Origin of the sequence: Virgibacillus sp. MSJ-26 (assembly GCF_018918075.1) — a bacterium.
Lineage (GTDB): Bacteria > Bacillota > Bacilli > Bacillales > Amphibacillaceae > MSJ-26.
The window spans coordinates 74116-89607 of sequence record NZ_JAHLPW010000006.1; the positions used below are offsets into that span (position 1 = coordinate 74116).

A 15492-nucleotide genomic window follows, 5' to 3' on the forward strand; every position below is an offset into this window, starting at 1 on the left:
TCCTCCTATTCAATTTTTATTTAATTAGAATTAATCAAACGCGTCATATGGTTTAACTCAAGCTGTGTAAGTTTTTCTTGGATAACGTGATGATTTGGTATCCACTTTTTATGATTCAACTCATGCGTGACCGGTGTGTTACAATTTATTTCTGCCAGGTTTCTTGATAGTTCGAGCATATCAAGATTGTTTTTTATTTTTGTTTGAACTCCTTTTGGTAAATCATCTAGACGTTCAAGTAAATTATCAATTGACTCATGCTCTTTAAGCAATTTTAAAGCAGTTTTTTCACCAATTCCTTTAACCCCAGGATAATTATCAGCAGAATCACCCATTAATCCTTTTAAGTCAACGATTTGATTAGGATTAATTCCCTTTTTGTCATAAAAGTTCAGGTGATCAAACACTTCATAATTACCTTGACCTTTTTTCATAATGGCTACTTCTATATTTTTATCGACGAGCTGTAAAAGATCATGGTCACCTGTTAAAATAATGATTTGATTCTCTTCAGCATATCGACGTGCTAATGTTCCAATACAATCATCTGCTTCATAATTCACAAGACCAATATTCGGTATATCCATAATCTCTGTAACTTGCTTAACAAGATCAAATTGTGGCACGAGTTCTTCAGGAGGTGAAGATCGATTTGCCTTATAGCCTTCATAAATTTCAGTTCTAAATGTTTTACTGCCCATATCCCAACAGCATACAATTTGATTTGGTTCAAATTTATTTATAGCGTCAAATAAATAACGTAAAAATTGATAAACTCCGTTCGTGGGAACTCCCTTGCTTGTTTTCATAAAATTTCCACGATAAGCTGTTGCATAAAAACCTCTAAACAACAATGCCATTCCATCGACTAATAATACTTTCTTTTTCATTGACTATCTTCCTTTTGCATTATAATAAAATCGTGCTCATTTCTGTATATTTTCTTTTCAATTCATTAACATTTGTGGCTGTTCCCATTATTTCTAGACTATTATCAACAAACGATGACACTTCGGTTCTCATTCCATTTTTTCTATCTTCCATACCTTTTTGCCATTGCGCTGAATAGGATTGATTCATACTGCTTTCGGCATCAACAATATAATCTTTTATATAAGGTACTAGCGTTTGGTAAATCGCTTCCTTCATTATGTCCTTTTCATTTTTTACAAAGAAGGATTTTGTCCCTTTAAAAATCGCCAAGTCAGTTTCAAATACATCTACATTCATTTCTTTAAACGCCATATCAAAATTAGGCGTTTCCCATTCTGGTTCAGTTGCACTTGAAGCAATAAATTTTGGATCGATTTTGTTCGTATCCGTTTCAAGCCCACTATCGGCTTCTTGGAACAAATCACGCATATAAGCTTCCATACGAAGAGCAACGGCTCGAATTTCCTGTAGTAATTCATATCCCGTATAATCTAATAACTTCTGCATACTATTTTCTAATTGTAATTTAGCCTTTCTCCCTGTCTCATTAATAGTAGTCGGGTTAAAATGTTCTTTAAACATATCATGAAACCGAATAGATAACCGATCTTCTACATAATATAATTGCTTAGATATTTTCTGCTCAAGACGATTGATATACAAATCGTTTGGCAAATCGTGAATCGCAGCTTCCATCTCTTCTTGTGCTTTTAATAAATCAATACGCAATTGTTCTTGCTGTTTAACATCTAGACTTGCTGTATCAATGTAATTAGCAAGAATATGCTTCGCTCGATTCATCTCATGAAAAGCAGATTGTATAATAAGACCTGTTAACTCAAATTCTATAAAATTAAATAAATCATTCTTAAATTTTGCCATTTGGTTATTTTTACGTTGGTTTAATAAGTCTTCCAATGCCTTCTTACTTGATAAAGTATAAATCTTAGACTGTCTAATCCCCAGTTCAAGCAACTGTTCTTCAACATAATTAGAAACCAAGTCTAGCTCATCTTGGTCGGTTGCTAAATCAGCAGCGTTAATTATAAAGTTCATTTTATCTAATTCAAATGCTTCTTTCACTCGACCTAATTGCAGTAAGAAATCTTTATCAGCTCTAGATAATGCGTGATTATAATAGGTTACATACAAAATTGAATCTGCGTATTTTATATAATCAAAAGAAACGTTTGTATGTCGAGCGTTAATTGAATCAGCACCTGGCGTATCGACTAAAGTAATTCCTTTATTAGTAATTGGGCAATCATAATAAACTGTAACCTCTTCAATATAGCATGCTTTTGTTTCGTCAGTGACATATTCACTAAAATTTTTTAGATCAATTTCAATTTTTTCACCTATAACCTTTTTATTATCAGCATAGCCGGATAATAATGCTTGTAAAAACGATTGATGTATTTTAGAAATATGTTTTTTAATATTACCGTTATTATTTTTAATCCACTCAATCATACTTGTAAACTCAGTAAGTTCTTGACTTTTCTTCGATACGGATTTAACAATGGGTTTAATATCGTTTATCAGAGTTGATTCATTCTTTAATTTGATTTTAACGGTTCCATGCACGTCAGTTTGAGTGGGTGCCGTTATTTTGTTAATTACTGCTGTTGTTGGATTTGGTGATGTCGGTAATAATCGGGATCCTAATAAAGCATTAGCGAAAGATGATTTACCCGCACTAAACGCTCCAAAAAGTGCAATGGTAAATTCACGATTATTTAATCGTTCTCGACTATTTTTTAACTCGGATATAACTGATTCAAATCCTGGCAAATTATTAATAATAGTCATTGTTTCATCGATTGATTGAATAGTTGACTCCGCTGATTGTTTGTTGTTATTTAGACGACTCGTGTCAATATTCTTAGATTTTATTACATTTGAGTCTGTAGTTAAATGATTTAATGTATCAGCCTTTGAAATTGAATCATATTTTTCGTTGATTTTTCGTTCTAGTTCCTCAAGAACACTTTCAGTTATTTTAGGGTTAAGTAACTGATTATTTAGCTCAGTTAATTTAGATTTCAAGTCTCTCTCAAGATCTGCAACAACTTTGGAATCTTCAACCGCTTTTTCAAGGTCTTTTTGCTCTTCTTTATAGTGAGTTAAAGTTTCCGCCCATTTTTTCTCGGTTAAATCATAAATCAATTGAAATATTGAATTTAATTTTCGCTTATATTTTTGAATGATATTTGCACTTACATCATTCGTATAATTTAGAACATAATCACCGTTTACCGTAGCACCGGACTTTGTTAAGTTTTGTAAATCATTAATCGTATAGATGATTTTTATATTTTGAATTTCATGCATTAAAATAGACGTTTCAAGATGATATTCTTTTACAAGTTGCTGGAGTTTATCACGCACTTTCCAATGAAGATGTGCTTCTATACTCTCTTGCAAACTATTAAAAAATACCTCGATACGACGTTCTTTTTCAATTTCTGTTTTCTTTTTTGAACCGAACCAACCTACTTTAAAATCTTTTTGTTGTGACTCCAAAAACAATCTTGCTTTTTCGCGTAAGTTCGCGGGCATTAAATAAGCATTTTTAAATGTTTGATTAAGTGTCATTCTAAAGTGAGACTCAATATTATTAGGTTTATTATTGATCTTCTCAATCTCATCATTTAACCTATCCAAACGATTTTGATCAGGTTCTTGTTCTCCTAAATTCAATTGGTTGACACTTTCTTCAAATGAATCATTTAAAAATATTTCATGGCTTTCAACTAATTGTTTTACACTATTTTCGATACGGGAGACACTTTCTGTATTACTATTCAATAATGTGAAAACTATATTTTTGAGTTCTGCAAATTGATTATACTTTGCCGAGTAGTCCAATAAAGAAGTGAAATAAATATCTATTGGCTTAACTTGCCATTGATCAAACGTTTGTTTAATGTTATTTTTGAATACTGAAAATGGAATTTCCTGTTCATTATGCTTATCAACTTGATTGATTATTAGATAATACGGGATATTCATCTTCTGAATTGATTGTAAAAATTGAAGATTAACTTCTGATTGAACATGATTATAATCGACGACATAAAACAAGTAATCGATTAAGTGAAGCGATGACTCAGTTATAAGTCGATCCGTGTCATCGGCAGCATCAATCCCAGGTGTGTCAAAAATGACGCTATTTCTGGGTATGACGTTTTTAGACGTACTTAATTCAATTTTACTGATTGCATCCTTATCTTTACAATAATTTTTTATAATTCCAAAATCATATGGCTCGTTATATTCTATTGGGTCATCTTGATGAAAAAAAATTCGGGCGACGCCTTCACCTGATGTTAACTTAACAATATTAGCACTTGTGGGGATAGGACTCTTCGGTAAAATCTCCTCACCCATCAGAGCATTAATCATCGAGGACTTCCCTGCTGAAAAATGTCCTGCAAAACCGATTACTTTTTCGTCCTTCATTTTCTTTTCATATAACTCCAATATTTTACCGGCATTATTTTCATCTTGATTATCGCTCATGAATTCATAAAGTGCTGCAATATGTGTAAGCGTCAGTTCTGACTTTTCCAAGCTAAATATTGACAATAGTTGTACAATCCTTTCTCCACGTTTCATGATTACGATATTAATTATACTTAATGTGAGTGTTAATTTCTAGCTTTCTAAATTTAATTAGGTTTAAGTTTACATAATATATTTATAGTTAACAAGTAAATATGTAATCATTAAAAAGATCCTAGCTTAATGTTACGCTAAGATCTGTAATTAAAAATTAAACTGGATAAACACCGTGTTTTCTCTCTGTAAAAGTTACCTGTTTTGCTTCGTATACTTCAAAACGTTTAGCTAACTCATCTCTCAATTTATTAGGATCAATAACATCATCGATAATCATTTCTGAAGCTAGGCGATAGACATCAATATCATCTTTATACTCAGCCTGCTTTTCTTCAACAAACTTTGCTTGCTCTTCCTTTGGGAGCTCGGCAATTTTATTCGCATAAACCGCGTTAACTGCTGCTTCTGGTCCCATAACTGCTATTTGTGCTGTAGGTAATGCTAAACAGCAATCTGGTTCAAACGCAGGCCCAGCCATGGCATACAAACCAGCTCCATACGCTTTTCGAACGATAACTGAAATTTTTGGTACCGTCGCTTCACTCATAGCAGCAAGCATTTTTGCTCCGTGACGGATAATTCCAGCCCGTTCAACATGAGTTCCAATCATAAAACCTGGTATATCAGCCAAAAATAGAAGTGAGATATTGAAAGCATCACATAGTTGAATAAATTTAGCTGCCTTATCAGCTGAGTCAGGGAATAGAACTCCCCCTTTCATTCTCGGTTGATTGGCAATAATTCCAACAGATTTACCATTTATTCTTGCTAAGCCCGTGATAAGCTCTGGTGCGAATTTTTTCTTAATTTCACAAAAGCTATCTTCGTCAATAATACGGTTTATGAGGTCGTGCATATTAAATGCAGCGTTCTGATTTTTAGGTATGATATCAGCTATGCCCTTTTCTAAGTATTTAACTTCCCTAGATTCTAACAATTTAGGTTTCTCTCTGAAATTAGGTGGGAAGTATGACAAGTATGCCCGTGCATATTCGAGTGCTTCCTCTTCAGATTGAACCAATACGTCTCCACATCCTGACACAGAACAATGCATATTGGCGCCACCCATTTCTTCTAAGGTCACCTTTTCACCAATAACCGCTTCAGCCATTCTTGGAGAACCTAAATACATTGAGGCATTCCCATCGACCATAACAACGATATCACAAAAAGCTGGTATGTATGCGCCTCCCGCTGCAGATGGGCCAAATAAAAGACAAACTTGTGGTACACGTCCTGATAGCTTTATTTGATTATGAAAAATACGTCCTGCCCCTCGACGACCTGGGAACATTTCAATTTGGTCGGTAATTCTCGCACCAGCGGAATCTACTAAATAAAGCATTGGAATTTCGAGTTTTAAAGCTGTTTCTTGTATTCTAATAATTTTTTCGACAGTTCGTTTTCCCCATGAACCTGCCTTCACAGTGGAGTCGTTTGCCATGACACATACATCTTGACCGTTGATTTTACCAATCCCTGTCACAACCCCATCTGCTGGTAAGCTATCATCCATGCAATTGGCGAAAAATGAATCTTCAACGTTTAACCCATCATCAAACAATAGTTCTAATCTCTTTCGAACAAACAGCTTCCCCTTTTCTTCATTACGTTCGTGATATTTTTCTTTTCCACCCTCTTCGATACGTTCTATTCGTTTATTTAGTTCTTCAATGTAAGACATTCATATCCTCCTAGTCTTATTCACCATGATAGATTGGCTTTCGCTTTTCTTTAAAAGCAGTTAAACCTTCAATTCTATCTTTTGTTGGAATAGTCTCCTTATAGCAAGCATGTTCTATTTCAAGAGCATTTGTAATATCAGTTTGAAGCCCTTGATTAATGGCTCTTTTCGCTTGCTTTAAAGCAATTGGGCCATTTTGAGTAATTTCTTTTGCCAGATTTATAGAAACATCATACAAAGCATCCTTATCAGTAATTTGCTCTACAATACCAATATTTAGCGCTTCACTTGCATCGATTGGTTGCGCAGTAAATATTAAACGTTTCGCCTGACTTTCTCCAATTATACGGGGGAGTCTTTGGGTTCCTCCGGCTCCGGGAATAATTGCAAGAGATGCTTCTGTTAATGCCAGCTTGACATCGTTGGCAGAAAGTCTAAAGTCACATGCAAGCGCTAGTTCCAGTCCTCCACCATAGGCAGCTCCATTAATCATGGCAATGACTGGCATATCCATCTTTTCGATACGATCAATTGTTTGACCAATATACCGAACAGCTGAAATGACTTCTTCATCGTTCATTCCTTTTCTTTCTTTTAAATCTGCTCCTGCTGAGAAAACTTTATCCCCTGCCCCTGTAATAATGGTACAATAAATAGATTTATCTTGATTCACTTGATCAATTATATTGTCTAATTCTTGGAGTAGGGCTTTTGAAAGAGAATTTGCAGCCTTTGGTCGGTTTAAAGTTATTAAGGCGATATGTTTTTCAACTTTTTCAAACTTCATAAGCGTTGCCATGTATAGTCCCCTCTTCTACTCAAGATTTCCAAGTATTAAAAGTAATGGATTACTCATCGATAACAAGAAGTGGATCTCCTTCATTGACAAAGTCGCCCTCTGCAACTTTTAATTCTTTCACAGATCCCTCATACTCACTAGCAATAGGGATTTCCATCTTCATTGATTCTAAAATAACCACATCTTGGTCTTCGTCTACTTTGTCCCCTTCACTTACTGTTATTTTCCATACGTTACCTGCCATATTTGCTTTTACTTCTTTCATGATTATTCCTCCTTAGTTTTTAGCGAGCATTGGTAAATAATGTTCATCTACAAACGCTGTTGTTGTGTTTCCATTTTTAAATTCTTGATTATTTACAATATCAATTACCATAGGAATGTTTGTTTTAATTCCTTCTATTTTGCACTTTGATAATGCATCACTTAATCTACTTATTGCTTCTTTTCTGTTTGCCCCTTTTACAATTAATTTACTAATCATAGGATCATAAAAAGGAGTCACTTGATAATTACTTGTTACTGTTGTTTCATGCCTAATATACCCGGCTTCCGGCAGATCAAATGTTGTAATATGGCCGGGGGAAGGGAAAAAGGTTTTCGGATCCTCCGCATAAATTCTTGCTTCAATTGCATGCCCTTCCATCCGCAGGTCGGCTTGAGTAAATGCGAGTTGTAGATTATTGGCAATATTAATTTGCTCTTCTACGATATCCACGCCGGTAATTTCTTCAGTAATTGGATGTTCAACTTGTATACGGGTGTTCATCTCTAAAAAATAGTGCTTTCCGTGTTGGTCAACTAAAAATTCAACAGTGCCGGCACTCGTATAACCAAGTGTTTTAGCTGCTTTAACGGCTGATTCTCCCATACTACGTCGTACATCACTTGAGATAAATGATGAAGGCGCTTCCTCAATAACCTTTTGATTCCTTCTTTGAATAGAACATTCGCGCTCAAATAAATGAACGACATTACCATGCTCATCTGCTAATACCTGCACTTCGATATGTCTCGCATTCGTTAGTTTTTTCTCTAAAAACATCGAGCCGTCTCCAAAGAAGGCCTCTGCTCTTTTTGTATTACTCGAAAATGCCTGTTCTAATTCTTTATCTGAATGAACTATTTGCATTCCGATACCCCCGCCCCCTGCAGAGGCTTTTAACATGAGAGGATAGCCAATCTTCTGAGCAACTTCTATCGCTTCATCTGAACTAATTACGGCTTCCTTTGTTCCTGGAATAATTGGGACACCTGCTTGCTCCATTGTTTTTCGTGCTTCTATTTTACTTGCCATTTGTTTCATTATCTCACTACTCGGCCCAATGAAAATTAATCCAGCAGCTTCACAGGCTCGAACAAACTCATAATCTTCACTGAGAAACCCATATCCTGGATGAATAGCATCTACTTTTGCCGCTTTAGCAATTGAGATAATTTTATCACCTTTTAAATAACTTTCATTTACCCGTGGTGGCCCCAAAAGATAACTTTCATCTGCTATTTTAACATATGGAGCGTGTTGATCGGCTTCAGAATAAACAGCAACTGTTTTAATGCCTAATTTTTTACAAGTTCTTATGACACGAGAAGCGATTTCTCCTCGGTTAGCTATTAATACTTTTTTAATCATAGCATCCCTCCTACAATTCAAGTTTTTCTACAGCTTTTTCTTTTAATTTGTATTTTTGTATTTTTCCACTCGCTGTCATCGGATACTCTTCGATAAACTCAATATATTTTGGTATCTTAAAATGGGAAATTTCCCCCTTGCAAAACTCAATAATGGATTCAGGTGTTGCTTCCTTACCTTCTTTTAGAATAATCCAGGCCATTATCTCTTCACCTAAACGTTCGTCTGGAATCCCTACTATTTGAACATCCAAAATATCTGGATGTTGATAGAGAAATTCCTCTATTTCTCTTGGATATATGTTTTCGCCACCACGTATGATCATATCATTTATTCTTCCAGTAATTTCTATATAGCCGTTGTCGTGCATGATTGCCAAATCGCCAGTATGTAACCAGCCATCCTTATCTATAACTTCTTCGGTAGCTTCATGGTTGTTATAATAACCCTTCATCACATGATAACCACGTGTACATAATTCTCCCGGCTCACCGGTGATTTGTTCTTCTTTTGTGCCTGGAATGGTAATTTTGACTTCAACGTTAGGGTGAGGCTTTCCAACTGTCCTCACTTTGAGTTCTAACGGGTCATCAGTTCTTGTTTGCGTTATAGCAGGCGATGATTCCGTTTGGCCGTAAGTAATCGTAATTTCTTTTGCCCCCATTTTATTCATAACATCTCGCATGACTTCAACTGGGCATGTGGAACCTGCCATGATCCCTGTACGCAGATGTGATAGATCAAACTTTTCAAAGTCAGGATGGTTTAGCTCGGCAATAAACATTGTTGGAACGCCGTGTAATGCTGTACACTTTTCATTTGAAACAGCCTGTAATACTTTCGTAGCATCAAATTGTTCTAAAATAACCATGGTTGCCCCTTTTGATACAGCAGCCAAAATACCAAGGACACAACCAAAACAATGAAAAAAAGGAACGGGGATACATAAGCGATCACTATGGGAAAAACTCATGCATTCAGCAATTTGTTTTCCATTATTAACGATATTATAATGAGTTAGCATAACACCTTTCGGAAACCCGGTTGTTCCAGAGGTGTATTGCATGTTGATGACATCATGAATATCAAGTTCTTGCTTTCTTTTAGCTAACATGTCATCTGTCACGTTTTTACCTAGTTCAATAACTTCAGTCCAAGTATAACAACCAGGCTTTTTCTCATCACTTATCAGGATTACATTTTTTAAATGTGGCAAAGTGTCAGAGGATAACTCTCCTTTTATTGATGAGTTTAAATCTGGACAAATTTGTTTTAAAACATCTAAATATGAAGTACCTTTATAAGACTCGGCCATAATAAGCGTTGTGGATTCTGACTGTTTTAATAAATATTCTAGTTCGGCCGCTTGATAGTTCGTATTCACAGTAACGAGCACTGCCCCCATTTTACCAGTAGCGAATTGCGATGTGATCCATTCAGGTTTATTGTCCGACCATATAGCGACATTTTCACCTTTTTCAATACCTAAAGCCATTAACCCCTTCGCTGTTTCATCAACCATTTCATCAAACTCAAGATAAGTTTTACGCAAATTTAATTCTGGGTAGATAACTGCTTCATGATGGGGATATAAATTCACTTGTTTTTCAAGTAACTCACCGACAGTAAAGTTAATTAGACTCATGAAAGTCCCCTTTCCCAATTTTATTTTAACATCCTAGTTGGCGAGATATTACTAGGCGTTGCACTTCTGATGTGCCTTCTCCGATTTCTAGTAGCTTCGCATCTCGTAAATATCTTTCCACCTCGTAATCGCGCATATAACCGTAGCCACCATGAATTTGAATTGCTTCATTAGCATTTTTAAATGCTGTTTCAGTAGCAAATAGTTTTGCATACGCTGCTTCCTTTGTAAAAGGTTTTTCTTGATCCTTTAGCCAAGCTGCTTTATAAATCATATTTCGAGCCAATTCCACTTCCATTGCCATGTCAGCAAGCTTGAATTGTATGGCCTGAAACTTAGAAATGGACTGACCAAATTGCGTACGTTCTTTTGCATAGGATAATGCTTTATCTAAAGAAGCTTGAGCAATACCCAGCCCTAATGCTGCGATGGAAATCCTTCCACCGTCAAGTGTGTACAAGAATTGTTTAAATCCTTTTTGCGGATCACCAAGTAAATTTTCTTTGGGTACCTTAACATTGTCTAACACAATTTCAGCGGTATCAGAACCTCGTACGCCCATTTTATCGTAATTATTCGTTATGGTTAAACCTTCAGCATCAGCCGGAACGATTAATGCCGATATGATATTCTTACCTTTTTCATTTTTGCCTGTAACAGCCGTAACAATGATTGTATCTGCAAAACTAGCATTTGTAATAAAGCATTTTTCACCATTTATTACATATTTATCATCCTTAAGTACCGCAGTTGTTTTTGTCCCACCAGCATCTGAACCAGCATTTGGCTCTGTTAATCCAAAAGCACCTAAAGTTTTACCCTCGGCCTTTTGCGTGAGGAATTTTTGTTTTTGTTCTTTGGTACCGAAATAAAATATTGGACTAGCGCCAAGTGATACAGCAGCTGCATAACTTAAACCTGTACTTCCACACACTCGACCAATTTCTTCTACCGCAATCGCATAAGAAACTGTATCGCCTCCAGAACCACCATACTTTTCCGGAAAAGGTATTCCCATAAGACCGAGTTTCCCCATTTCGTCAAATATATCTTTTGGAAACTTAGCTTGTTTATCAATCTCAATTGCTCTTGGTTTAATTACTTCTTCAGCAAAGTCTCGAACCATTTTACGAATCATTGTTTGTTCTTTTGTTAAATTAAAATCCATAAATTTAGCCCCCCTATATATTTCTAATTCTCCCAAAAGACCGACTGGTTGGTCTGTATTTGTTTAAAAAATAATGGATAGCAAATTATCCAAGTTTCTCCCTAAATTAGCAACTGATAGAAATTCTCTTTGCTTAAGATTGATTCTTCAAGTACTGCATGTAGAATTAAATCAATATAAATATCTGCAATTTCCCCGATTGATTTATTACCAGAACGTTTATACCACTTATAAGTCCAGTTCACCATGCCTAAGATAGCCATTGCTGTAATCTCCACTGCCAGGTCCTCTCTAAACTCTCCTTCTTTCTTCCCTTCCCGGACTACTTCAATGATGATACCCTTGAATTGATTACGCTTACATTTTATTAAAGATTCATAGTGTTCGTTCAAATAAATGTATTCCTGATAAAATACTGTTATGTGTGGTTTATACAAATCAAATACTTTCACAAAACTTTTAAGAATGGCTTGTAGTCTCTTAGCTGGGGCTTTATAAGTATCGTTAGCTACTGTAGCCTTTTCTAAAACATATGAAATAAAAGTATCATGGATGACAAATAATAGTTCTTCTTTAGATGAAAAGTGGTGATAGAACCCGCCTTTTGAAGTACCGACACTTTTTACAATTTCATTAACAGTGACTCCATGGAAACCGTGTTCTTCAAATAAATGCAAGGCAGTATCAATAATCTTCTCCCGTAACCCCGTTCCAATCCCTCCTCAGAAACTTTTATATAACTTTATCATATTTTTCAGAATAAATAAAGTGCAAAATTAGATTCTAACTCAAAAAATAAGACCTAACGTGGTTGATATAAACTGCGACATAGTTTGAACGAAGACTTTCTTCCCGCTCTGTTAAAGTAAGCGATAAGATAAAACGCTACGAAAAAAACGCTATGCTTTCCGTGGGCGGCTGATGAGCCTCTACGTACTACATACCGCACTCCGGGGCATCATCTAGGCCTCTGGGACTGCGCTAAATGCTCGTCCCACCGAAAACAGTAGCTCCCAAAAAGGGTTTCGGTGGGACGAAGCTAGCTGCAGTTCCAGGAGCCTCATAGAAACTCTCTTCCATAGTGTGATAACGTCCGTAATAATTTTCCCAAGAATGCTTAATCATTAATCGTAGAGTCTATGTTAGCGTGGCAGAATACGAAGACTCCTGCGAGAAGAGCAAATGGTTTTCGATGGGGCGAACGATAGTACAGTCCAACGAGTCTGAAGACCCCGCAGAGAGGGTAAAGCTAATGAAGGCCGACTAAAACCGTCCTTTGCGGACAACGCCGGCATACCCCTTGCCGGGGCAAGGAGGCTGAAGCCGTGCCCGCGGAAAGCGAAGTATTCTGCCGGGGCGATGGCTACGCACTTAATTTGTTACGAAAAACCAGACAATATAATTCTCATTGTGTCGCAGTTTATGGATTAAGTAAATTAAATGCTACTCTAACATAGATAATAGAATCATCTTACCAAAATAAAAAGATACAAGTAGCTAGAAAATTCATTCTAGTTCTTGTATCTTTTGTTTGATTAGCTTTGGGTATTATATGGTGCTTTATATTTTGCATCTTTCCAGACAGTATTAATTTCTCCGTGCCTATCTGAATCAATGACAAATGATCCATTACTATAGCGATCACTTATTGGTAATTCAATTGGATAGATTTCATGTTTTTCATCTTTTTCAGTACGGAAAGCAATTGTATCTTCTTCACCTGTGACAAAAAAGCCCTCAATACGATGTGGTTTACTTTTTAATTCGCGCAACATGAGTAAACCTCGTCTTGCTCTACTAGTTTTCTCGAAATCTTTAAGTGTCATTCGTTTGCAAGCCCCACGTTGGGTCACTAATACTAGTGACGGGTCTGACATATCATCAAAGGTTAGCCCATTGACCACGTGTTCATTTTCTTTTAATTGCATTGACTTCACACCTGCTGCTCTCAAGCCTACTGGTGTGACTTCTGACTCATGATACCATAATCCATAACCAGTGTTGGAGGCAATAAATATATCCGAATTCCCGTCAGTTCGACTTACACTAATCAACTCATCTTCTTCTTTAAGATTCATAGCAATTAAAGCTCGTGAATAGCGCTGTGCTTCGTATAATTTCAATTCACTTTTCTTGATCATGCCATTTTTAGTAAAGAAAATAAGAAAATCATCTGTCTTAAAGTCACGAATAGGAAAGCTTTGTACAATGAACTCATCACGTTCAATTGAGATAATATTTGATATATGTTGCCCAATATCTTTCCATCTTATATCTGGTAATTCATGTACTGGCAGGTATATGTATCTACCTTTATTTGTAAATAATAATATATGATCTGTTGTATTGATCTCCATTAACTTGATAAGATAATCATCTTCTCGCATTGCAAAATCTTCACCATTGGAAGCAGCATAAGATCTAAGGCTTGTACGCTTTATATAACCTTCACGAGTTATAGAAATAAGAACATCTTCACTTGTCACAGTCACTTCTATATCCACTGTGATTTCTTCTATTTCATCTTCAATTAGGGTGCGACGTGGTGAAGCGAAAGTCTTTTTAATTTTCCTGAGATCATTCTTGATTGTTTGTAATAATTTTTTTTCGCTTTCAAGTATTGATTTTAGCTCTTTTATTTGTTCTCTAAGTTCCTTTGCCTCTTCTTCGAGTGACGTTATATCTGTATTTGTTAACCGATACAACTGCAACGTGACAATTGCTTCAGCTTGTGGCTCTGAAAACTCATATTTCTCGATGATTCGTTTTTTAGCATCTGCTTTATCTTTCGACGCTCGAATCGTATCAATTAATTCATCTAAAATAGAAATAGCCTTTATAAGTCCTTCGACAATATGGGCACGATCTGTAGCCTGCTTTAGATCAAAAGTCGTCTGTCTTGTAACAACATCCTTTTGGTGATTTATATAAGCATCGAGCATATTAGGTAAAGATAAGAGTTTTGGCGTCTTATCTTGAATAGCTACCATGTTGAAGTTGAAAGATACCTGTAGGTCAGTGTTTTTATATAGGTAATGTAGAATCCCTTCTGCGTTAACATTTTTTCTGAGTTCTATAACAACACGTAACCCCGTCCTGTCTGTTTCATCTCTTACTTCAGCAATTCCTTCTACTTTTCGATCTAGTCTTAACTCATCTATTTTTTTCACCATATTAGCTTTGTTTACATCATAAGGAATTTCGTCTATTACAATTTGTTCACGGCCACCACGTAATTTTTCTATATTTGCTCGGCCTCTAACAATGACTCTTCCTTTTCCAGTTTCATAAGCCTTTTTAATTCCATCGATCCCTTGGACTATTCCTCCAGTTGGAAAATCAGGTCCTTTGATGACTTTCATCAGACCATTGACATCTACATTCGGCTTATCAATTTTTAATATGACAGCCTCGATAACTTCCTCTAAATTATGGGGAGGAATATCTGTTGCATAACCTGCTGAGATCCCTGTTGAGCCGTTAACTAACAAATTTGGAAACTTAGCTGGTAAGACAACGGGTTCATTAATTGTATCATCGAAGTTAGGCATGAAATCTACTGTTTCTTTCTTTATATCCCGCAGTAATTCTGAAGCAATACTTGATAGTCTAGCTTCAGTATACCTCATCGCAGCGGCAGGGTCTCCATCAATACTTCCATTATTACCGTGCATTTCAACAAGTTCATTTCGCACTTTCCAATCTTGACTTAATCGTACCATCGCATCATAGACAGATGTGTCCCCGTGCGGGTGATAATTACCTATCACATTTCCGACCGTCTTGGCAGCTTTTCGGAAATTTTTATCATGCGTGTTACCTTCTTGAAACATCGCATACAAAATTCGGCGTTGCACAGGTTTCAAACCGTCACGCGCATCAGGTAACGCACGATCTTGTATAATATATTTACTATAGCGACCGAATCTGTCGCCAATAACTTCCTCTAAAGGAAGGTCAAGGTAGTTTTGTGATTGTGACAAACTAACTCCCCCTCAAATATTCA

General features: G+C 36.1%; 10 protein-coding genes. All 10 read right to left on the reverse strand.

Translation table 11 applies throughout. The features are described from left to right. Window positions 1-20: 20 nt before the first annotated feature. A complete protein-coding gene (locus KQI49_RS07415) occupies window positions 21-890 on the reverse strand; it encodes a 5'-3' exonuclease (protein WP_216487736.1) in 870 nt (289 codons plus the stop codon). A gap of 19 nt (window positions 891-909) precedes the next feature. Beyond that, window positions 910-4524, reverse strand: a complete 3615-nt coding sequence (locus KQI49_RS07420; RefSeq protein ID WP_216487737.1) for a dynamin family protein — start codon at window positions 4522-4524, stop codon at window positions 910-912. Window positions 4525-4711: 187 nt separating this feature from the next. Next, on the reverse strand, window positions 4712-6241 hold the full coding sequence (locus tag KQI49_RS07425; RefSeq protein WP_216487738.1) for an acyl-CoA carboxylase subunit beta: 1530 nt from the start codon (window positions 6239-6241) through the stop codon (window positions 4712-4714). A gap of 16 nt (window positions 6242-6257) precedes the next feature. Beyond that, window positions 6258-7040: an enoyl-CoA hydratase-related protein gene (locus tag KQI49_RS07430; protein ID WP_216487739.1), complete on the reverse strand. Its 783-nt coding sequence runs from the start codon at window positions 7038-7040 to the stop codon at window positions 6258-6260. Window positions 7041-7089: 49 nt separating this feature from the next. Then, entirely contained in the window at window positions 7090-7305 is a 216-nt protein-coding gene (locus KQI49_RS07435; protein WP_216487740.1) for an acetyl-CoA carboxylase biotin carboxyl carrier protein subunit, read from the reverse strand. A gap of 12 nt (window positions 7306-7317) precedes the next feature. Further along, the gene (locus KQI49_RS07440) at window positions 7318-8673 is read right to left on the reverse strand and encodes an acetyl-CoA carboxylase biotin carboxylase subunit (protein WP_216487741.1); all 1356 of its coding nucleotides are present in this window, start codon (window positions 8671-8673) and stop codon (window positions 7318-7320) included. Between the two features lie 10 nt (window positions 8674-8683). After that, window positions 8684-10318 carry an AMP-binding protein gene (locus tag KQI49_RS07445; protein WP_216487742.1) on the reverse strand — a complete coding sequence of 545 codons (1635 nt, stop codon included), beginning with the start codon at window positions 10316-10318 and terminating at the stop codon, window positions 8684-8686. A gap of 25 nt (window positions 10319-10343) precedes the next feature. After that, a complete protein-coding gene (locus KQI49_RS07450; RefSeq protein ID WP_216487743.1) occupies window positions 10344-11486 on the reverse strand; it encodes an acyl-CoA dehydrogenase family protein in 1143 nt (380 codons plus the stop codon). Window positions 11487-11587: 101 nt separating this feature from the next. After that, window positions 11588-12202, reverse strand: coding sequence for a TetR/AcrR family transcriptional regulator (locus tag KQI49_RS07455; protein WP_216487864.1), 615 nt, complete (start codon window positions 12200-12202; stop codon window positions 11588-11590). A gap of 819 nt (window positions 12203-13021) precedes the next feature. Next, window positions 13022-15469 (reverse strand): DNA topoisomerase IV subunit A, encoded by a 2448-nt coding sequence (parC, locus tag KQI49_RS07460; protein WP_216487744.1) that lies wholly within the window; start codon window positions 15467-15469, stop codon window positions 13022-13024. Between the last annotated feature and the right edge of the window lie 23 nt (window positions 15470-15492).